The 19238-nt window shown below is 64.0% G+C and carries 20 protein-coding genes; 10 read left to right on the top strand and 10 right to left on the bottom strand.

Annotated features, from left to right (window positions below):
• Positions 1-92: 92 nt before the first annotated feature.
• Positions 93-917: a shikimate dehydrogenase gene (gene aroE, locus POF53_RS12180; protein WP_254463952.1), complete on the bottom strand. Its 825-nt coding sequence runs from the start codon at positions 915-917 to the stop codon at positions 93-95.
• A gap of 25 nt (positions 918-942) precedes the next feature.
• A complete protein-coding gene (hemF, locus tag POF53_RS12185; protein WP_498967878.1) occupies positions 943-1854 on the bottom strand; it encodes an oxygen-dependent coproporphyrinogen oxidase in 912 nt (303 codons plus the stop codon).
• 132 nt (positions 1855-1986) lie between these two features.
• On the opposite strand from hemF, the gene POF53_RS12190 reads away from it, so the two are divergent.
• Positions 1987-2964 carry an NADPH:quinone reductase gene (locus POF53_RS12190; RefSeq protein WP_475860194.1) on the top strand — a complete coding sequence of 326 codons (978 nt, stop codon included), beginning with the start codon at positions 1987-1989 and terminating at the stop codon, positions 2962-2964.
• Between the two features lie 112 nt (positions 2965-3076).
• Here the strand turns inward: POF53_RS12190 and POF53_RS12195 are convergent, their stop codons facing one another.
• The 5 genes from POF53_RS12195 to dprA form a co-directional block, all read right to left on the bottom strand.
• On the bottom strand, positions 3077-3382 hold the full coding sequence (locus POF53_RS12195; protein ID WP_203649203.1) for a Txe/YoeB family addiction module toxin: 306 nt from the start codon (positions 3380-3382) through the stop codon (positions 3077-3079).
• Entirely contained in the window at positions 3348-3632 is a 285-nt protein-coding gene (locus POF53_RS12200) for a type II toxin-antitoxin system Phd/YefM family antitoxin (protein ID WP_046853585.1), read from the bottom strand. Before POF53_RS12200 ends, POF53_RS12195 begins: the two co-directional genes overlap by 35 nt.
• Positions 3633-3926: 294 nt before the next feature.
• Positions 3927-4238: a hypothetical protein gene (locus POF53_RS12205; protein WP_498967881.1), complete on the bottom strand. Its 312-nt coding sequence runs from the start codon at positions 4236-4238 to the stop codon at positions 3927-3929.
• Positions 4239-4674: 436 nt separating this feature from the next.
• On the bottom strand, positions 4675-5229 hold the full coding sequence (tsaC, locus tag POF53_RS12210) for an L-threonylcarbamoyladenylate synthase type 1 TsaC (RefSeq protein ID WP_498967883.1): 555 nt from the start codon (positions 5227-5229) through the stop codon (positions 4675-4677).
• Between the two features lie 42 nt (positions 5230-5271).
• A complete protein-coding gene (dprA, locus tag POF53_RS12215) occupies positions 5272-6288 on the bottom strand; it encodes a DNA-processing protein DprA (RefSeq protein WP_498967885.1) in 1017 nt (338 codons plus the stop codon).
• 289 nt (positions 6289-6577) lie between these two features.
• Between dprA and def the strand changes: the two genes are divergently transcribed.
• The 5 genes from def to POF53_RS12240 all read left to right on the top strand — a co-directional run bounded on the left by def (position 6578) and on the right by POF53_RS12240 (position 11220).
• Positions 6578-7084: a peptide deformylase gene (gene def, locus POF53_RS12220; RefSeq protein ID WP_028690050.1), complete on the top strand. Its 507-nt coding sequence runs from the start codon at positions 6578-6580 to the stop codon at positions 7082-7084.
• 62 nt (positions 7085-7146) lie between these two features.
• A complete protein-coding gene (gene fmt, locus POF53_RS12225) occupies positions 7147-8079 on the top strand; it encodes a methionyl-tRNA formyltransferase (RefSeq protein WP_232855443.1) in 933 nt (310 codons plus the stop codon).
• The gene (rsmB, locus tag POF53_RS12230) at positions 8076-9386 is read left to right on the top strand and encodes a 16S rRNA (cytosine(967)-C(5))-methyltransferase RsmB (protein ID WP_232855442.1); all 1311 of its coding nucleotides are present in this window, start codon (positions 8076-8078) and stop codon (positions 9384-9386) included. Before fmt ends, rsmB begins: the two co-directional genes overlap by 4 nt.
• Before the next feature lie 26 nt (positions 9387-9412).
• Positions 9413-10786: a Trk system potassium transporter TrkA gene (gene trkA / locus POF53_RS12235; protein ID WP_050707620.1), complete on the top strand. Its 1374-nt coding sequence runs from the start codon at positions 9413-9415 to the stop codon at positions 10784-10786.
• Between the two features lie 125 nt (positions 10787-10911).
• Entirely contained in the window at positions 10912-11220 is a 309-nt protein-coding gene (locus POF53_RS12240) for a tetratricopeptide repeat protein (protein WP_186712233.1), read from the top strand.
• 108 nt (positions 11221-11328) lie between these two features.
• On the opposite strand, the gene POF53_RS12245 is transcribed toward POF53_RS12240, so the two are convergent.
• Both POF53_RS12245 and POF53_RS12250 read right to left on the bottom strand, forming a co-directional pair.
• Complete coding sequence (locus POF53_RS12245) at positions 11329-12216, bottom strand: lysophospholipid acyltransferase (protein ID WP_203649220.1); 888 nt, start codon at positions 12214-12216, stop codon at positions 11329-11331.
• A gap of 41 nt (positions 12217-12257) precedes the next feature.
• Positions 12258-12809: a DNA-3-methyladenine glycosylase I gene (locus tag POF53_RS12250; protein ID WP_498967889.1), complete on the bottom strand. Its 552-nt coding sequence runs from the start codon at positions 12807-12809 to the stop codon at positions 12258-12260.
• Between the two features lie 104 nt (positions 12810-12913).
• Here POF53_RS12250 and glyQ point away from each other — a divergent pair, with 104 nt between their 5' ends.
• The 4 genes from glyQ (at position 12914) to POF53_RS12270 (ending at position 17259) form a co-directional block, all read left to right on the top strand.
• Entirely contained in the window at positions 12914-13840 is a 927-nt protein-coding gene (glyQ, locus tag POF53_RS12255; RefSeq protein WP_353618262.1) for a glycine--tRNA ligase subunit alpha, read from the top strand.
• Positions 13837-15891: a glycine--tRNA ligase subunit beta gene (gene glyS / locus POF53_RS12260; protein WP_186712236.1), complete on the top strand. Its 2055-nt coding sequence runs from the start codon at positions 13837-13839 to the stop codon at positions 15889-15891. The genes glyQ and glyS overlap by 4 nt, the downstream gene beginning before the upstream one ends.
• 4 nt (positions 15892-15895) lie before the next feature.
• Positions 15896-16423, top strand: coding sequence for a D-glycero-beta-D-manno-heptose 1,7-bisphosphate 7-phosphatase (gene gmhB / locus POF53_RS12265; protein ID WP_062572332.1), 528 nt, complete (start codon positions 15896-15898; stop codon positions 16421-16423).
• A 65-nt stretch (positions 16424-16488) separates the two neighbouring features.
• Complete coding sequence (locus POF53_RS12270; protein WP_203649224.1) at positions 16489-17259, top strand: lysophospholipid acyltransferase family protein; 771 nt, start codon at positions 16489-16491, stop codon at positions 17257-17259.
• 264 nt (positions 17260-17523) lie between these two features.
• On the opposite strand, the gene POF53_RS12275 is transcribed toward POF53_RS12270, so the two are convergent.
• Positions 17524-19143, bottom strand: a complete 1620-nt coding sequence (locus POF53_RS12275) for an MFS transporter (RefSeq protein WP_498967893.1) — start codon at positions 19141-19143, stop codon at positions 17524-17526.
• Positions 19144-19238: the final 95 nt, after the last annotated feature.

Genomic DNA, 19238 nt, shown 5'->3' on the forward strand with positions numbered 1-19238 from the left:
TTCGCGGCACAAGGCCGCTCCTACAAGAGTGCGCGGTCCTCTGTAGGAGCGGCCTTGTGCCGCGAAAGGGCCGCAAAGCGGCCCCAGCAATCTCAGCTACGAGCGAGTAGTCGGCGCAGCTCATCCAAGACCGGCCCAGTCTCCGGCCTAACTCCCCGCCAGATAAAGAACGCCTCAGCCGCCTGCTCGGCCAGCATCCCCAGCCCATCCAGCACCTTGGCCGCGCCAAGCTTGGTGGCCCACTGGCAGAACGGCGTCGGCTCCTTGCCATACATCATGTCATAGCAGACCGTGCGCCCCGCCTCGACCAGGCTGTCGGCAATCGGCGGCAGCTCGCCGGACAGGCTCGCCGAAGTGGCGTTGATGATCACGTCCACCGGCTCCTGCAACCAGCCGAAACCACTGGCCACCACCGGCCCCAGCTCGTCGAACTCTCGCGCCAGTTGCTCGGCTTTCTCAACGGTACGGTTGGCGATCACCAACGATTGCGGGTTGTGCGCCAGGATAGGCTCCAGCACACCCCGAACAGCACCGCCGGCGCCAAGGATAAGGATGCGCTTGCCAGTCAAGACCACCCCGGCGTTCACCGTCAGGTCACGCACCAGCCCCGCACCGTCGGTGTTGTCACCCTGCAAGGTGCCGTCAGCCAGCTTGGTCAGGGTGTTCACCGCACCGGCACGCTGTGCACGCGGGGTGAGGCTGTCGCACAGGCGATAGGCCTCTTCCTTGAACGGCACGGTGACGTTGGCGCCGCTGCCTTGCTTGAAGAAGCCTGTGGCGCAGTCGCTGAACTCATCCAGCGGCGCCAGCAGGGTGCCGTACTCCAGGTCCTGGCCGGTCTGGTCGGCGAACAGGCGGTGGATCAGCGGCGACTTGCTGTGGCCGATGGGGTTGCCGAATACGACGTATTGGTCCATGAGGGCTCCTCGGTTATCCACTGGCTTACTGGGCGAGCCAGTCGCGGTCCTGCAGGAAGTAGTCGGTCAGGAGCGCTTCCTCGCTGCCAGGCTCCGCTTTCCAATCGTAACCCCAGCGTACCTGCGGCGGCAGCGACATCAGGATCGACTCGGTGCGACCGCCTGACTGCAAACCGAACAGGGTGCCGCGGTCGTAGACCAGGTTGAACTCGACGTAGCGGCCACGGCGGTATTCCTGGAATTCACGCTGCTTGGCAGTGTACGGCGTGTCTTTGCGGCGCTGGATGATCGGCAGATAGGCATCGACGTAGGCGTCGCCGATGGCGCGCATGAAGGCGAAGCAGGTGTCGAAGTCCCACTCGTTCAGGTCGTCGAAGAACAGGCCGCCAATGCCACGCGGCTCGCCACGGTGCTTGAGGTGGAAATAGCGGTCGCACCAGGCCTTGTAGCGTGGGTAGACATCGGCGCCGAACGGCGCGCAGGCCTGCTCGGCGACGCGGTGCCAGTGCACGCAGTCTTCTTCATTGCCGTAGTACGGGGTCAGGTCGAAGCCACCGCCGAACCACCATACCGCCTCTTCGCCTTCTTTTTCGGCGATGAAGAAGCGCACGTTGGCGTGGGAAGTCGGCACATGCGGGTTGTGCGGGTGGATCACCAGCGACACGCCCAGGGCCTCGAAACCACGGCCCGCCAGCTCCGGCCGGTGGGCACTGGCCGACGGCGGCAGGCCGGCGCCGAACACGTGGGAAAAATTCACCCCACCTTTCTCGATCACCTTGCCCTCGCCGATCACCCGTGTGCGACCGCCGCCGCCGGCATCGCGCACCCAGGCATCCTCGACGAAGCGGGCGCCGCCGTCTTCGGTTTCGAGGGCAGAGCAGATGCGGTCTTGCAGGTCGAGCAGGTAGGCTTTTACGGCCTCGGTGCGGCTGGTCATCGGGTCACCTGGAAGGAGCGGGAAAATTCGCCGCGTAGCATACCACCGGCCGACGCCGCGTCGCAGTTGACGGCGGTCAAGCAAAGGCGTCCGATAGAAGGCCTTTGCGACCCTCGACAACAGGAGTGTGTGATGGCCAAGCGTATCCAGTTCAGCCAGCATGGCGGCCCGGAAGTCCTGCAACTGGTGGAGTTCGACCCGGCACCGCCCGGCCCGCAGCAAGTGCGGGTGCGTAACCATGCGATCGGCTTGAATTTCATCGACACCTATTTCCGCAGCGGGCTGTATGCGCCGCCTGCGCTGCCGTCTGGCCTGGGCACCGAAGCGGCCGGCGTGGTCGAGGCGGTGGGCGAGGGCGTCAGCCGGATCAAGGTCGGCGACCGCGTGGCCTATGCCGGTGGGCCGCTGGGGGCCTACAGCGAGGTGCATACGCTGCCGGAGGCCAACCTGGTGAAGCTGCCGGAGGCGATCAGCTTCGAACAGGCGGCAGCGGTGATGCTCAAGGGGCTGACCACGCAGTATTTGCTCAAGCAGACCCATGCCGTGCAGCCGGGGGACTTCGTGCTGTTCCACGCCGCCGCCGGCGGTGTGGGGTCGCTGGCATGCCAGTGGGCCAAGGCACTGGGGGCGAAGCTGATCGGTACCGTCAGCTCTGCTGAGAAAGCCGAACGGGCCAAGGCCCTCGGCGCCTGGGCGACCATCGACTACAGCCATGAAGACGTGGCGGAGCGCGTGCTGGAGCTGACCGACGGTCAGAAGTGCTCGGTGGTGTATGACGGAGTGGGCGCCGATACCTGGCTGACTTCGCTGGATTGCCTGCGGCCGCGCGGTTTGATGGTCAGCTTTGGCAATGCCTCCGGCGCGGTAACCGGGGTCAACTTGGGGATCCTGTCGCAGAAGGGGTCGTTGTATGTCACCCGGCCGACGCTGGGGAGCTACGCCAACAATGCCGAGAACACCCAGGCAATGGCTGACGACCTGTTCGCGATGATCGCCAGTGGCAAGCTCGTTGTGGATATCCAGCAGCGGTATCCATTGAGCGAGGCGGCCAAGGCGCAGACGGAGTTGTCGGCGCGGCGGACTGTTGGCTCGACTGTGCTTCTACCTTGAGGGCCCTATCGCGGGGCAAGTCGCAGCGGCGCACCGCCGCTCCCACGCCATAATCAGAGACCGGCGTGGGAGCGGCGGTTCGCCGCTGCGACTTGTCCCGCGATGCTATTGCTCAGTCGTAGTGGAACCGGCATTGCAGTACCGTCAACCGGCCACCTTCATAGAAGTAGACCAGACGGTGCTCTCGGGTGATGCGACGAGACCAGAACCCGGAAAGATCACCCTTGAGCGGCTCAGGTTTGCCCGTCCCTTTGAAGGGTGTGCGGCAGCACTCGCGAATAAGCACATTGACTGCCTCGAAGATCACCGAATCAGCTTCGCGCCAGTGGTGATAGTCCTCCCACCCCTCGACAGTGAACGCAACACTCACGGAATTCCGAGCCTCAGTCTTGTTGCGTTGCTTTGACTTCATGTTCATCGATGATCAGCTCTTGGGTAACTGGCTGACCCGACCGCAGCTGCTCGACTGATGAACGCAAGCGCCTTGCGTTGGCAGATGACCCTAGCAAGTAAAGGGTCTCCTGCATGCCGTTGTAATCCTCCAGGGACAGCATGACCACCGGCTCACCACGTTGGCGCGTGATGATGGCCGGCTCATGGTCACGGCATACGTCATCCATCGTTTGCTTCAGGTCGGCGCGAGCTTGGCTAAAAGTCAGTACATGCATTTGTCCAATCCTTCCCAAATTACAAAGGAGAGCTGAGCGAACATTGTACAAAGCTGTGTACAAATCTCAACGACCCGCCGTCGGCGTCTTCATCACTCGGGATGGAGTGCTGCGCAAAGCAAAGGGAGATTACCGGCCCAAACCTTCAGCGAGAACGTGATTGGATCGGTGTGACACGTAGGGTATTTCCCAGTTTCTATTTCATCGCGGGGCAAGTCGCAGCGGCGAACCGCCGCTCCCACGTCATGACCAGAGATCGGCGTGGGAGCGGGCTTGCCCCGCGATTGCGTCAGTTCAGCCGGCGGGTTTCTTCAACGCTGGAGCCGACTCGAGGCCATCGAGCATCGCCTCCACCAACCCCTCCGCCATTTCCAGCGAATGCAGGCTGGACCAGTACATGCCTCGCCCCTCATCGCGCAGGTGATCGAGGGCCTTGATGCCGGTGTCGTAGGCACAGCGCAGGTAGAGCGCGACGTGTACCAGGGCGTCGTGGGCTTCGATGCTGGGGTTTACGGTGAAGAGTGGAGGGTGGCCGGCGTCGCAGCGGCCGAAAGGGTGGGTTGTGGTGTTTGGGAGTGGTGGATCGGGAACAATCTTCTTGTTCATGGCAACCTCTACCAGAGTAGGGCTGACACCTCGTCCGTTACCACACGAATGGGTGGCAGCTGTACACGGGGTGGTAAACCGGGGAGGTACCAGACCCGGCAGGCTCGAAAGCCTCCCGCGCACAGCCGCCATAGACGACTCTGATACCTTCCTGTTACCGGGTTACCACACCCGATCGCCAAGTTATTCGGCGATGGTCTGGAGCCTAGAGGCAGGAGTTCCCACTGAGAAGGTAATGGCAGTCGACAGACTGCGTAGGATATTTCTCTGAATTCAGAATGGGCAGCCATCTGGGTGCAAATCAGAAAAATCGGCGGGGATTCTGGGGCCGCTTTGCGGCCCTTTCGCGGCACAAGGCCGCTCCTACAGGGGATCGCGATTGCCTGTAGGAGCGGCCTTGTGCCGCGAAACGAGGGCGAAGCCCTCGCCAGCGGTATCAACCCGGGCGCACAACCTCGCCGGTCGCCAGGTCGCGAATCAGGCTCGGGTTCTTCCGCCCACCCAACGCCCCACCCAGCACCATATCCAGCTCGTTGTGGAAATACTGCTCCACCCGCAACCGACTCTTGGCCGCCGGCCGCCCGGCCGGGTTGCAGGAGGTGGAGATCAGCGGCCCGACCAGCGCGCACAACTCCCGCACCTGTGGATGATCGCTGACCCGCAGCGCCACGGTGTCGTGCTGCCCGGTCACCCATTCGGGCAGCAGGCCCTGGTGCGGCACCAGCCAGGTGTTAGGCCCTGGCCAAGTGGCGCTCATGCGGTCGATCCAGTCCTGGGGGAAATCCTCGAACAGAAAGTCGAACTGGCGGATGTTGTCGGCGACCAGGATCAGCCCTTTATCCACAGGGCGCGACTTGAGCGCCAGCAGGCGATACACCGCGTCCTCGTTCCACGGGTCGCAGCCCAGGCCCCAGACCGCTTCCGTCGGATAGGCGATCACCGCACCCGCCTTCACCTCGCGCGCGGCTTGTTGCACACGCCAACTGCTCACCATTTTCCGTCTCTCCGCATAAACGCCGTGCGCGCAGTGTACTTAGCCGGCACGGGCAAACCAACGCCCGGCTTCGTTGCTCACCCGGCCTTCGAGCTCCAGCTCGGTGAGACTGGCAAGCACCTGGGCCAACGGCAGGCCGCTGCTGTGGGCCAGGCCCTCGCTGGTGTGGGGGGCAGCGTGGAGCAGGGCGAGCAGGGGATGGGCGGGTTTATCCACAACTGCGGGCGGCAGGTTCTGCCAACCGCGCAGGCTGTCGAGGATCTGCTCCACGCTTTCCACCAGCAGGGCGCCATCGCGGATCAGCTGGTGGCAGCCCTTGGCGCCGGGGTGATGAATGGACCCAGGAATCGCGTACACCTCCCGCCCCTGTTCGGCGGCGAGCCGTGCGGTGATCAACGAGCCACTGGCGAGGCTGGCCTCGACCACCAGCACACCCAGCGACAAGCCGCTGATGATCCGGTTACGGCGCGGAAAGTTGCCGGCCAGTGGCCCAGCGTCCAGCGGATACTCGGAAACCAGCGCGCTACCGCTGTCGATCATCGCCCTGGCCAGGTCACGGTGGCGCTGTGGATAAAGTTTTTGCAACCCCGTGCCGAGCACCCCGATGGTGTACCCGCCAGCCTTCAACGCAGCCCGATGAGCGGCACCGTCGACGCCCAGTGCCAGCCCGCTGGTGATGGTGAAACCCGCCTGGGAAAGGCATCGGGAAAACGCGCCCGCGGTATCCAGCGCCGGGGGTGAAGCACGCCTGCTGCCCACGATCGCCAGTTGCGGTTGCTCGAGCAAAGCGGGCTCGCCCGCGACGAACAACAGCGGCGGCGGATCGTCTATCTCGGCCAGCAACGCCGGGTAGCCAGGCCTGTCCCACATCAGTAAATGCTGGCCCGGACGCTCTATCCAGCGCATTGCAGCCAATGCGCCGTCGCGCACTTGCGGGCTGCGCCGGGCGTCTATACTGGCATCCTTCAGCCCCAACGCCTGCCAGGCGCTGGCCGGCGCGCTGAGTGCCGACGAGGCACTGCCGAACGCGTCGATGAGGGTATGGAAACGACGCAAGCCAATATCCGGAAGGCTATGAAGACGCAGTCGCGCCTCCAGTTCCGCAGGCGGACAAGGCGACGAACGGGATGGGTTCATGGTGGATCGTCCTTGATCGACAGGGGGCCAGATACGTGGCACAACCTGTGGATATCTTTGTGAATAACACTTTGAAAAGCTGTCCATGAAATGGCAGCTATCAAGCCCATAGAGACCCTAGCCAAGCTTCACAGGTGCCGAACGCCCCATTTCCCTTTATTATGTGTGCTCAGTTTTCAACCGACCGAACAGTGACTGCCTGACCACCATGGCCATTTTGAACATTCTCGAATTCCCCGATCCGCGCCTGCGCACCATCGCCAAACCGGTGACGGAGTTTGACGACGCCTTGAGCCAGCTGATCGACGACATGTTCGAGACCATGTACGAGGCGCCTGGCATCGGCCTGGCCGCCACCCAGGTCAACGTGCACAAGCAGGTCGTGGTGATGGACCTGAGCGAAGACCGTAGCGAGCCGCGCGTCTTCATCAACCCCACGGTCGAGGAACTGACCCACGACATGGGCCAGTACCAGGAAGGCTGCCTGTCGGTGCCCGGCTTCTACGAGAACGTCGACCGCCCGCTGCGCGTGCGGGTCAAGGCCCAGGACCGCGACGGCAAGCCCTACGAGCTGGAATGCGAAGGCCTGCTGGCGGTGTGTGTGCAGCACGAGTTCGATCACCTCAACGGCAAGCTGTTCGTCGACTACCTGTCCCAGCTCAAACGCGACCGGATCAAGAAGAAGCTGGAAAAGCAGCACCGCCAGCAAGCCTGATCCCCACCTTCCAGAAGGCTTGCTCCGGCAAGCCTTTTTCTTTTTGAAGAAGCGAGAACTCCATGCGCATCGTCTTCGCAGGCACTCCAGAGTTTGCCGCCGAACACCTCAAGGCCCTGCTCGACAGCCCGTACGAGATCGTGGCCGTCTACACCCAGCCCGACCGCCCGGCCGGCCGTGGCCAGAAGCTCATGCCGAGCGCGGTCAAGGCGCTGGCCGTGGCCCATGATATCCCGGTGTACCAGCCGCAGACCCTGCGCAATGCCGATGCACAAGCCGAACTCGCCGCACTGAAGCCAGACCTGATGGTGGTGGTCGCCTACGGCCTGATCCTGCCGCAAGTGGTGCTGGATATCCCGCGCTTGGGTTGCATCAACAGCCACGCCTCCCTGCTGCCACGCTGGCGCGGCGCGGCGCCGATCCAGCGCGCCGTGGAAGCCGGCGACGCCGAGAGCGGCGTGACCGTGATGCGCATGGAAGCCGGCCTGGACACCGGCCCGATGCTGCTCAAAGTGGTTACCCCTATCGGCGCCGACGACACCGGCGGCACCCTGCACGACCGCCTCGCCGAAATGGGCCCACCTGCTGTAGTCCAGGCAATTGCCGGCTTGGCCGACGGTTCGCTGCAAGGTGAAGTCCAGGACGATGCCCTGGCCACCTACGCCCACAAGCTGAACAAGGACGAAGCACGCATCGACTGGAGCCGCCCGGCCGTGGAGCTGGAGCGCCTGATCCGTGCCTTCAACCCCTGGCCGGTGTGCCACAGCACCCTCGACGGCGAAAGCGTGAAGGTGCTGGCCGCCAACTTGTCCACAGGCCAGGGCGCCCCCGGTGAAATCCTCTCCGCCAGCAAGGACGGCCTGGTCGTCGCCTGCGGTGACGGCGCCCTGAGCCTGACCCGCCTGCAACTGCCCGGCGGCAAGGCCCTGGCCTTCAGCGACCTGTTCAACAGCCGCCGCGAGAAGTTCGCCAGCGGCAAGGTGCTTGGCCAATGAACCCACGCCTGGCCGCCGCCCGCGCCCTTGCCGCCGTGCTCAGCGGCAAGGCCTCGCTGAACAGCTCGTTGCCGGCGCAACTGGACAAGGTCGAAGAGCGCGACCGTGGCCTGACCCAGGACCTGGCCTTCGGTACCGCCCGCTGGCAGCCGCGCCTGGACCTGCTGGCCGCGCAACTGCTGCAGAAGCCGTTCAAGGCCGCCGACGCCGATGTACAGGCGCTGCTGCTGGTCGGCCTGTACCAGCTGTTCTACACGCGCATCCCGGCCCACGCCGCCATCGGCGAGACCGTGGGTTGCGCCGACAAGCTCAAGAAGCCGTGGGCCAAGGGCCTGCTCAATGCCGTGCTGCGCCGCGCCCAGCGTGAAGGCGAGGAGCTGCTCGCCGGCATGGAACGCGACCCCGTGGTACGCACCGCACACCCGCGCTGGCTGCAGAAGGCGCTGAAAACGTTCTGGCCGGAGCAATGGGAAGCCATCTGCGCCGCCAACAACGCCCACCCGCCGATGATCCTGCGGATCAACCGCCGCCACCACAGCCGCGACGCCTACCTGGTGCTGCTGGCCGAGGCTGGCATCCAGGCCAGCGCCTGCCAGTTCAGCCGCGACGGTATCGTCCTGGCCGAAGCCTGCGACGTACGTGGTTTGCCGGGCTTCGCCGACGGCTGGGTGAGCGTGCAGGACGAAGCCGCGCAACTGTCCGCCGACCTGCTCGAACTGGCCCCCGGCCAGCGCGTGCTCGACGCCTGCTGCGCCCCGGGCGGCAAGACCTGCCACCTGCTGGAAGCCGAACCTGGCCTGGCCCACATGGTCGCCATCGACCTGGAAGCCAAACGCCTGGCCCGCGTGCGCGAGAACCTCGACCGCCTCAAGCTCGACGCCGAGCTGATCGCCTGCGACGCCCGCGACACCACCAGCTGGTGGGACGGCAAGCCATTCCAGCGCATCCTGCTCGATGCGCCCTGCTCGGCCACCGGCGTGATCCGCCGCCACCCGGACATCAAGCTGACCCGCCAGGCCGAGGACATCCCGGCCCTGGCAACGCTGCAAGGCGAGCTGCTCGATGCCTTGTGGCCGACCCTGGAAGTGGGCGGCATGCTGCTTTACGCGACCTGCTCGAGCCTGCCAACCGAGAACACCGAAGTGATCGACGCCTTCCTCGCCCGCACCCCCGGCGCCCGCGAGCTGGACCTGGCCCTTGAGGCCGGCCTGCGCCAGCCCCACGGCCGCCAGCTGCTGGCCCAGGAAGGCGGCCACGACGGGTTCTACTATGCCAAGCTGATCAAGATTGCCGCCTCGCGCGGGTAAAGAACAAAAAGGGTAGGGAGTAGCGGATGAAGATCATCATCCTCGGCGCAGGCCAGGTAGGCGGTACGCTGGCAGAGCACCTGGCCAGCGAAGCCAACGACATCACCGTGGTCGACACCGACAGCGAGCGCCTGCGCGACCTGGGCGATCGCCTGGACATCCGCACCGTGCAGGGCCGCGCCTCGCTGCCGACGGTGCTGCGCCAGGCCGGCGCCGACGACGCCGACATGCTGGTGGCGGTGACCAACAGCGACGAGACCAACATGGTCGCCTGCCAGGTCGCCTATTCGTTGTTCCACACCCCGACCAAGATCGCCCGGGTGCGCGAGTCAGCCTACCTGACCCGCGAAGAGCTGTTCGACAACGACCACATCCCGGTGGACGTGCTGATCAGCCCCGAACAGGTGGTGACCAACTACATCAAGCGACTGATCGAACACCCGGGCTCGCTGCAGGTGATCGACTTCGCCGAAGGCAAGGCCCAACTGGTGGCGGTCAGGGCCTACTACGGCGGCCCGCTGGTGGGCCAGCAACTGCGCCAGATCCGCGCCCACATGCCCAACGTCGACACCCGCGTGGCGGCGATCTTCCGCCGCGACCGGCCGATCACGCCCCAGGGCGACACGGTGATCGAGGCCGACGACGAGGTGTTCTTCATCGCCGCGAAGAAGGACATCCGCGCGGTGATGGGCGAGCTGCGGCGTATCGACGAGACCAACAAGCGCGTGGTCATCGCCGGCGGCGGGCAGATCGGCGAACGCCTGGCCGAGGCCATCGAGAGCCGCTACCAGGTGAAGATCATCGAGATGAACCCGGCGCGCTGCCGCTACCTCTCCGACACCCTCGAAAGCACCGTGGTGCTGCAGGGCAGCGCCTCCGACCGCGACCTGATGCTCGAAGAGAACATCGCCGACGCCGACATCTTCCTGGCCCTGACCAATGACGACGAGGCCAACATCATGTCGTCGCTGCTGGCCAAGCGCCTGGGTTCGCGCAAGGTGATGACCATCATCAACAACCCGGCCTACGTCGACCTGGTGCAGGGCGGCGAGATCGACATCGCCATCAGCCCGCAGCTGGCCACCATCGGCACCTTGCTGGCCCACGTGCGCCGCGGCGATATCGTCAGCGTGCACTCGCTGCGCCGCGGCGCGGCCGAGGCCATCGAGGCGGTGGCCCATGGCGATTCGAAGTCGAGCAAGGTAGTGGGCAAGGCCATCGAGGACATCTCGCTGCCGCCGGGCACCACCATCGGCGCGATCATCCGCGACGAGGAAGTGCTGATCGCCCACGACGACACGGTGATCGAGTCGGGCGACCATGTGATCCTGTTCGTTGTGGATAAAAAGCATATTCGGGACGTGGAGAAGCTGTTCCACGTGGGCCTGAGTTTCTTCTAGAAGAGAAAGCCAACCCCTGTGGGAGCGGGTTTACCCGCGAATACGATTGCCGATTCAGCGACGCATTCGCGGGTGAACCCGCTCCCACAGGCGCCCGCAACATCATGGATTCGGGAGAGAAACCTATGCGCGAATCGCTGGAGAAGATGCTGGCCAAGGGTGTGGATAACCCGCTGCTGAGGTTTGGGCTGGGCAAGGCTTGGCTGGACGAGGGCAATGGGGCTGAAGCAGCGGTGCACCTGGCGGCTTGTGTGAAGCAGGATCCAAAGTACTCGGCGGCGTGGAAACTGCTGGGGAAGGCGTATCAGTTGAGCGGGGATCTGGACGGCGCGCGCAAGGCCTGGGAAGAGGGGATCGTCGCGGCGCAGGCCCATGGCGACAAGCAGGCTGAGAAAGAGATGACCGTGTTCCTGAAGAAATTGAACAAGATCTGAGATCGCCGGGGCTGCTTTGCAGCCCTTTCGCGGCACAAGGCCGCTCCTACAGGGGATCGCGGTCACCTTGTAGGAGCGGCCTTGTGCCGCGAAGCGCCCCCAGCAATCTCAATACCAGCGCGGCTCGCCCGCCGGACGCTTCTTGAAGCGCTTCATGCTCCACATGTACTGGCTCGGGTACTCGCGCACATAACGCTCGACCACCTTGCTCATGGCCGCCGCCGATTCAGTCACATCGGTGCTGTACATCGCTTCCGGCGCCGCTTCCAGGAACACCTTGAAGCCCGAGCCATCCGGCAACCGCAGGGCATGCAGGAAAACACCCACCGCCTTGCCGCCAGCCAGCATGTTCGGCACGAACTTGCTGGTCAGCGCCTGGGTGCCGAGGAACGGCACGAACACGCCCGCCGACTCCGCCGGCTCCGGGTCGGCCGGAATCCCCACCTGGCCACCCCGACGCACTTCCTTGATCACGCTGAGGATGCCTTCCTTGGTCGAAGGCGCCACGCGGTTGCCCATCTGTACGCGCTGTTCACGCAGCAAGTCATCCACAGCCTTCAATTTGGGCGGGCGGTAGAAGATGATCGGTTTGCACTGGTTGCAGTAGAAGTGGTTGAGCACCTCCCAGTTGCCCAGGTGGCTGGTGATGCCGACCACGCCCTTGCCCGAGGCCAGGGCCTGCTCCAGCACTTCCAGGCCGTGCACTTCCTTGACCAGCTCCAGCGAGCGCTGCGGCGGCCAGATCCAGGCGCAGGCGCTCTCGACAAACGACTTGCCGATATCCTTCAACGCGCGGCCAACCAGCTGCTCGCGCTCGACCGGGTCCATCTCCGGGAAACACTTGGCCAGGTTGATCCGCACGACATTGCGCGAGCCATTGGGGATTTTCCACATCAGCCAGCCGATACCGGCGCCGACGCGCTGCACAGCGCCCCAGGGCAGCTTGGCAAACAGGCGCAGCACCCCGACCATCAGGGCGCCCTTGAACTTTTCCACAGGCGAATTCCTTATTTCAGCAAGGCGCGCATTGTACCCCGTCAGCGCACCAGCGCGGCGTAACGATCACAGTCGGTGGTGTGGTCCATGACCATGCCGGTGGCCTGCATGAAGGCGTAGCAGATGGTCGGCCCGACAAAGGTGAAGCCGGCCTTCTGCAGGGCCTTGCTCATGGCCTTGGCCTCATCGGTGACCGCCGGCACGTCGCCGCGCCCCTGGAACTGGTTGATCTTCGGCGCACCGCCGACGAACGACCACAGCCATTGGGCGGGGTTATCCACAGCCAGCCAGGCCTGGGCATTGCGGCGCACGGCCTTGAGCTTGAGGCGGTTGCGAATGATGCCGGGATCAAGCATCAGCTCCTCGATGCGCTCGTCGCTCAGGCGCGCCAGTTTCACCGGATCGAAGCCATCCAGCACCTGGCGATAGCGCTCGCGTTTCTTCAGTACCGTGATCCACGACAACCCCGCCTGGAACCCTTCGAGCAAAAGCATCTCGAAGAGCAACGCCGGATCGCGCTGCGGCGTTCCCCACTCATGGTCGTGATAGGCCTGGTACAACGGATCGTCGGAACACCAAAAGCAGCGTGGCATAAGGCTCCAATAACGTAGAGGGCGAGGCGAATCGGGTATACTCCCGCTCTTTACATCCGCATCCCCAGATACAGGTGAATTTCGTGAGCCAGCCTACGCCAGCCGTGCGTACCTTCCAAGACCTGATCCTCGCCCTGCAGAACTACTGGGCCGAGCAAGGTTGTGTGGTGCTTCAGCCCTACGATATGGAAGTAGGCGCCGGCACTTTCCACACCGCTACCTTCCTGCGCGCCGTAGGCCCGGAGACCTGGAACGCCGCCTACGTGCAGCCCAGCCGTCGCCCCGCCGACGGGCGGTATGGCGAAAACCCCAACCGCCTGCAGCACTACTACCAGTTCCAGGTGGTACTCAAGCCGAACCCGGCCAACTTCCAGGAGCTGTACCTCGGCTCGCTGAAAGCCATCGGCCTGGATCCACTGGTTCACGACATCCGCTTCGTCGAAGACAACTGGGAATCGCCGACCCTCGGTGCCTGGGGCCTGGGTTGGGAAATCTGGCTGAACGGCATGGAAGTGACCCAGTTCACCTACTTCCAGCAGGTCGGTGGCATCGAGTGCTACCCGGTCACCGGTGAGATCACCTACGGCCTGGAGCGCCTGGCCATGTACCTGCAGGGTGTGGACTCGGTCTACGACCTGGTATGGGCCGACGGTCCGTTCGGCAAGGTCACCTACGGCGACGTGTTCCACCAGAACGAAGTGGAACAGTCGACCTACAACTTCGAGCACGCCAACGTCGAGAAGCTGTTCGAACTGTTCGACTTCTACGAAAGCGAAGCGAACCGCCTGATCAAGCTGGACCTGCCGCTGCCGACCTACGAAATGGTCCTGAAGGCCTCGCACACCTTCAACCTGCTGGACGCCCGCCGCGCCATCTCGGTGACCGAGCGCCAGCGCTACATCCTGCGCGTACGTACCCTGGCCCGGGACGTGGCGCAAAGCTATCTGCAAGCCCGCGCACGCCTGGGCTTCCCGATGGCCTCTCCCGAACTGCGTGACGAAGTGTTGGCTAAGCTGGAGGCTGCACAATGAGTGCTCAAGATTTCCTGGTTGAACTGGGCACCGAAGAGCTGCCACCGAAGGCCCTCGCCAGCTTGGGCGACGCGTTCCTCGCCGGTATCGAGAAAGGCCTGCAGGCCGCCGGCCTGAACTACACCGGCAAGCAGGTCTACGCCGCGCCGCGCCGCCTGGCCGTGCTGATCCGCCAGCTGGACGTGCAGCAGCCGGACCGCAGCATCAACATCGACGGCCCGCCGGTGCAGGCCGCGTTCAACGCCGAAGGCCAGCCGACCCAGGCCGCCCTGGGCTTCGCCAAGAAGTGCGGCGTGGAGCTGTCGGACATCGACCAGAGCGGCCCCAAGCTGCGCTTCTCCCAGCACATTCCGGGCAAGGCCACCGCCAGCCTGCTGCCGACCATCGTCGAGGATTCGCTCAACGACCTGCCGATCCCCAAGCGCATGCACTGGGGCGCCAGCCGTGAAGAGTTCGTGCGCCCGACCCAGTGGCTGGTGATGCTGCTCGGCGACCAGGTGGTCGATTGCACCATCCTGGCCCAGAAGGCCGGCCGTGAATCCCGTGGCCACCGCTTCCACCACCCGGAAAACGTGCTCATCACCACCCCGGCCAACTACGTCGAGGACCTGCGCAAGGCCCACGTGCTGGCCGACTTCGCCGAGCGTCGCGAGCTGATCAGCAAGCGCACCGCCGAGCTGGCCATGCAGCAGGAAGGCACGGCCATCGTGCCACCGGCGCTGCTGGACGAAGTGACCGCCCTGGTCGAGTGGCCGGTGCCGCTGGTGTGCTCGTTCGAGGAGCGTTTCCTCGAGGTGCCGCAGGAAGCCCTGATCACCACCATGCAGGACAACCAGAAGTACTTCTGCCTGCTGGACAGCGAAGGCAAGCTGCTGCCGCGCTTCATCACCGTGGCCAACGTCGAGAGCCGCGATCCGAAGCAGATCGTCGAAGGCAACGAGAAGGTCGTGCGCCCACGCCTGACCGACGCCGAGTTCTTCTTCAAGCAGGACAAGAAGCAGCCGCTGGAAAGCTTCAACGAGCGCCTGAAGAACGTGGTGTTCCAGGCTCAGCTGGGTACCGTGTTCGACAAGGCCGAGCGCGTTTCCAAGCTGGCCGCCTTCATTGCCCCGTACATCGGCGGCAGCGCCGCCAATGCCGGCCGTGCCGGCCTGCTGTCCAAATGTGACCTGGCCTCGGAAATGGTCGGTGAATTCCCTGAAATGCAGGGCATCGCCGGCTACTACTACGCCCTCAACGATGGCGAGCCGCAAGACGTCGCCCTGGCGCTGAACGAGCAGTACATGCCGCGCGGCGCCGGTGCCGAGCTGCCGCAGACCCTCACCGGTGCCGCCGTGGCCATCGCCGACAAGCTCGACACCCTGGTCGGCATCTTCGGCATCGGCATGCTGCCCACCGGCAGCAAGGACCCGTACGCCCTGCGTCGTGCCGCCCTGGGCGTGCTGCGCATCCTGATCGAGAAGCAGCTGGACCTGGACCTGGCCGTCGCGGTCGAGTTCGCGGTCAAGCAGTTCGGTGCCAAGGTCAAGGCCGCCGGCCTGTCCGAGCAGGTGCTGGAGTTCGTCTTCGACCGCCTGCGCGCGCGCTACGAGGACGAAGGCATCGACGTCTCCACCTACCTGTCGGTGCGTGCCCTGAAGCCGGGCTCGGCGCTGGACTTCGACCAGCGCGTACAGGCCGTGCAGGCCTTCCGCAAGCTGCCGGAAGCCGAAGCCCTGGCCGCGGCGAACAAGCGCGTATCCAACCTGCTGGGCAAGGCCGAAGGCGCCATCGCCGACCAGGTCGAGCCGAAGTACTTCGACAACGCCAACGAGTTCTCCCTGTACTCGGCCATCCAGCAGGCCGACCAGGCCGTGCAACCGATGGCGGCCGCGCGTCAGTACAGCGAGGCCCTGGCCCGCCTGGCGGCCCTGCGTGACCCGGTCGATGCCTTCTTCGAGGCGGTGATGGTCAACGCCGAGGACGCCAAGGTACGCGCCAACCGTTATGCCCTGCTCAGCCGCCTGCGCGGTCTGTTCCTGGGCGTGGCCGATATCTCGCTGCTGGGGTGAGTCGTTGAAACTGCTGATTCTTGATCGAGACGGAGTGATCAACCACGACTCCGACGCCTACATCAAGTCGCTGGAGGAGTGGATCCCCATTCCCGGCTCGATCGAGGCTATCGCGCAGTTGAGCAAGGCGGGCTGGACGGTGGCGGTTGCCACCAACCAGTCCGGCATTGCCCGCGGCTACTACCCGCTGGAAACCCTCGAGGCCATGCATGCACGCCTGCGCGCGCTGGTGGCCGAGCAGGGCGGCGAAGTTGGCCTGATCGTGCATTGTCCGCACGGCCCGGACGAGGGCTGCGACTGCCGCAAGCCCAAGCCTGGCATGCTGCGGACCATTGCCGAGCACTACCAGGTACCGCTGGCCGGCGTATGGTTCGTCGGTGACAGCAAAGGTGACCTGGAGGCGGCCCTGGCCGTCGATGCACAACCCGTGTTGGTGAAAACCGGCAAGGGTGAAAGGACCCTGGAAAAAGGTGTCCCGCAAACTACACTGATTTTCGACGATCTGGCAGCCATCGCCAGAGAACTTATTTAAATGAGTGCGCCAGGAACGGCGCACTTTTCATTAGGCGGGCACGCCCCGCAACGGTACATGCCACTATGTCGATCCTGCAGGCGATCAGAATCTTTCTTTTTTACCTGCTGTTGGGCACCAGTTCGCTGCTGTGGTGCTCGCTGAGCTTCTTTGTCGCGCCTTTCCTGCCGTTCCCCAAGCGCTACCGGTTCATCAACGTCTACTGGTGCCGCTGCGCGCTGTTCCTGGTACGGACGATCCTGCGGATCGACTACAAGATCACCGGCGCCGAGAACGTGCCTGAGGTACCTTGCGTGATCCTGTCCAACCACCAGAGCACCTGGGAGACGTTCTTCCTGTCGGCGTATTTCTCGCCGCTGAGCCAGGTGCTCAAGCGCGAGCTGCTGTACGTGCCATTCTTCGGCTGGGCCATGGCCATGCTGCGACCGATCGCCATCGACCGGAAGAACCCGAAGGAGGCCCTGCGCCAGGTTGCCAGCCAGGGCGACGAGCTGCTCAAGCAGGGCACCTGGGTGTTGATCTTCCCCGAAGGCACCCGCGTGCCGCATGGGCAGATCGGCAAGTTCTCCCGTGGTGGTACCGCATTGGCGGTGAACGCAGGCCTGCCGGTACTGCCGATTGCCCACAACGCCGGCAAGTTCTGGCCGCGTGAAGGCTGGGGCAAGCGCCCGGGCACCATCGAGGTGGTGATTGGCGAGCCGATGTACCCGGAGGGGACAGGTCCGCGAGCCATCGCTGAGCTCAACGACCGTGCCCAGGCATGGAACGAGGCGGCCCAACGCGCCATGGGTTCGCTGCCGCCCGCGGCGGAAAAACCCGAGCAGCAGCCTGCCTGACGATCTGTGGATAACGTGTTAGCAATTTTTGGATTAAGCGTCTTCAAACATAGCTAAGTTATTGAATTAGATATTTATTTCCATGTATGACGTTTTTTCGAAAATCGTGCATAAGTTTTTTCCCGCGATAAAAAAACCGGCTTTTACGCCGGTTTTTTTGTGGGCTGAAATCGCTGCTGGCTTCTTCGCGGGTAAACCCGCTCCCACAGGGTATTGCGCAAACCTGTGGGAGCGGGTTTACCCGCGAAGGCCCCAGCGAAAATCTCAGACCTTGTCGATATCCACATCCCGAGTCTCTTTCAGGCAGAAGATCCCCACCACCAGGCTCACCCCGGTAATCAGCACCGGGTACCACAGCCCATAGAAGATATCCCCGGTGTACACCACCAACGCGAACGACACCGTCGGCAGGAAGCCGCCGAACCAGCCGTTGCCGATGTGATAGGGCAGGGACATCGAGGTGTAGCGGATGCGCGTCGGGAACAGCTCGACCATCACCGCCGCCAACGGCCCGTAGGTCATGGTGGCGATCAGGATCATGGCGACGATCAGCACAACTACCATCACCTGGTTCACATGCGCGGGATCTGCCTTGGCCGGGTAACCAGCGCTATCGATAGCGTTACGCATGGCCGTCTCGTCGAAACCATTGATGGTCTTGTCGCCGATGCTGACGATCACCTCGCTGCCGGCGACATTCACCGAACTGTAGGGCAGGCCCTGCTTGACCAGGAACGTCTTGACCTTGTCGCACGGGCTGTCGAAGCGTGCCTTGCCCACCGGGTCGAACTGGAAGGTGCAGCCCTTGGGATCGGCGGTGACGACGATCGGCGCCTGGCGACTGGCAGCGTCGATCTGTGGGTTGGCGTAGTGGCTCAGGGCCTTGAACATCGGGAAGTAGCACACCGTGGCCAACAACAGCCCGATCATCAGGATCGGCTTGCGCCCGACCCGGTCCGACAGCCAGCCGAAGAACACGAAGAATGGCGCACCGATCACCACGCTGATGATCAGCAGGGTGTTGGCCTGGGCCGGGTCCACCTTGAGCATCTGGGTCATGAAGAACAGTACGTAGAACTGCGCGGTGTAGAAGGTCACCGCCTGCCCGGCATTGATACTGAACAGCGCCGTGAGCACCACCTTCAGGTTCGGCCACGAAGTGAACGACTCGCGGATCGGCGACTTGCTCACCTTGCCCTGGGCCTTCATTTTCACGAAGGCCGGCGACTCGTGCATGCTCATGCGGATCCAGGTGGAAATCGCCAGCAGCACGATCGACAGCAGGAACGGCAGGCGCCAGCCCCAGGTTTCGAACTGGTCGCCACTGATGTAGCGGCTGGCCAGGACGACGGTCAGCGACAACAGCAGGCCCAGTGTGGCAGTGGATTGGATGAAGCCGGTATGGAAGCCACGTTTGCCATGAGGCGCGTGCTCGGCGACATAGGTGGCCGCACCACCGTACTCACCGCCCAGCGCCAGCCCCTGAAGCATGCGCAGCACCACCAGGATGATCGGTGCAGCGATGCCGATGCTGGCATAGGTCGGTAGCAGGCCGACCGCGAAAGTGGACAGGCCCATCAGCACGATGGTCACCAGGAAGGTGTACTTGCGCCCGATCATGTCGCCCAGTCGGCCGAACACCAGCGCGCCGAACGGGCGCACCAGGAAGCCGGCGGCGAAGGCCATCAGGGCGAAGATGAAGGCGGTGGTGTCGTTGACCCCCGCGAAGAACTGCTTGCTGATGACCGCAGCCAGCGCGCCATAGAGAAAAAAGTCATACCACTCGAACACCGTCCCGAGGGATGACGCGAAAATGATCTTGCGCTCTTCACGACGGCTTGGGCTGCTCGCCGCCGCCCCCTGTTCCTGGATGTAATCCGACATCGTTGCTGTCCTCGGCCCGCAGGCCACAGTGATTATTCTTGTTGTTCCACTGCCGGCGACTTGCGACCACAAGCCGCCGCTGTTGCAAACACCCG

The organism is Mitsuaria sp. RG (assembly GCF_028369275.1).
Classification (GTDB): domain Bacteria; phylum Pseudomonadota; class Gammaproteobacteria; order Pseudomonadales; family Pseudomonadaceae; genus Aquipseudomonas; species Aquipseudomonas peradeniyensis.

Excerpts from the sequence above, each read along its gene's own strand:
- POF53_RS12205 (WP_498967881.1), bottom strand. The coding sequence starts at position 4,238 with ATGAACAAGAAGATTGTTCCCGATCCACCACTCCCAAACACCACAACC.
- trkA (WP_050707620.1), top strand. The coding sequence starts at position 9,413 with ATGAAGATCATCATCCTCGGCGCAGGCCAGGTAGGCGGTACGCTGGCA.
- glyS (WP_186712236.1), top strand. The coding sequence starts at position 13,837 with ATGAGTGCTCAAGATTTCCTGGTTGAACTGGGCACCGAAGAGCTGCCA.
- POF53_RS12250 (WP_498967889.1), bottom strand. The coding sequence starts at position 12,809 with ATGCCACGCTGCTTTTGGTGTTCCGACGATCCGTTGTACCAGGCCTAT.
- POF53_RS12200 (WP_046853585.1), bottom strand. The coding sequence starts at position 3,632 with ATGCATGTACTGACTTTTAGCCAAGCTCGCGCCGACCTGAAGCAAACG.
- rsmB (WP_232855442.1), top strand. The coding sequence starts at position 8,076 with ATGAACCCACGCCTGGCCGCCGCCCGCGCCCTTGCCGCCGTGCTCAGC.
- POF53_RS12190 (WP_475860194.1), top strand. The coding sequence starts at position 1,987 with ATGGCCAAGCGTATCCAGTTCAGCCAGCATGGCGGCCCGGAAGTCCTG.
- def (WP_028690050.1), top strand. The coding sequence starts at position 6,578 with ATGGCCATTTTGAACATTCTCGAATTCCCCGATCCGCGCCTGCGCACC.
- POF53_RS12195 (WP_203649203.1), bottom strand. The coding sequence starts at position 3,382 with ATGAACATGAAGTCAAAGCAACGCAACAAGACTGAGGCTCGGAATTCC.
- hemF (WP_498967878.1), bottom strand. The coding sequence starts at position 1,854 with ATGACCAGCCGCACCGAGGCCGTAAAAGCCTACCTGCTCGACCTGCAA.
- POF53_RS12240 (WP_186712233.1), top strand. The coding sequence starts at position 10,912 with ATGCGCGAATCGCTGGAGAAGATGCTGGCCAAGGGTGTGGATAACCCG.
- aroE (WP_254463952.1), bottom strand. The coding sequence starts at position 917 with ATGGACCAATACGTCGTATTCGGCAACCCCATCGGCCACAGCAAGTCG.
- fmt (WP_232855443.1), top strand. The coding sequence starts at position 7,147 with ATGCGCATCGTCTTCGCAGGCACTCCAGAGTTTGCCGCCGAACACCTC.
- POF53_RS12270 (WP_203649224.1), top strand. The coding sequence starts at position 16,489 with ATGTCGATCCTGCAGGCGATCAGAATCTTTCTTTTTTACCTGCTGTTG.
- POF53_RS12275 (WP_498967893.1), bottom strand. The coding sequence starts at position 19,143 with ATGTCGGATTACATCCAGGAACAGGGGGCGGCGGCGAGCAGCCCAAGC.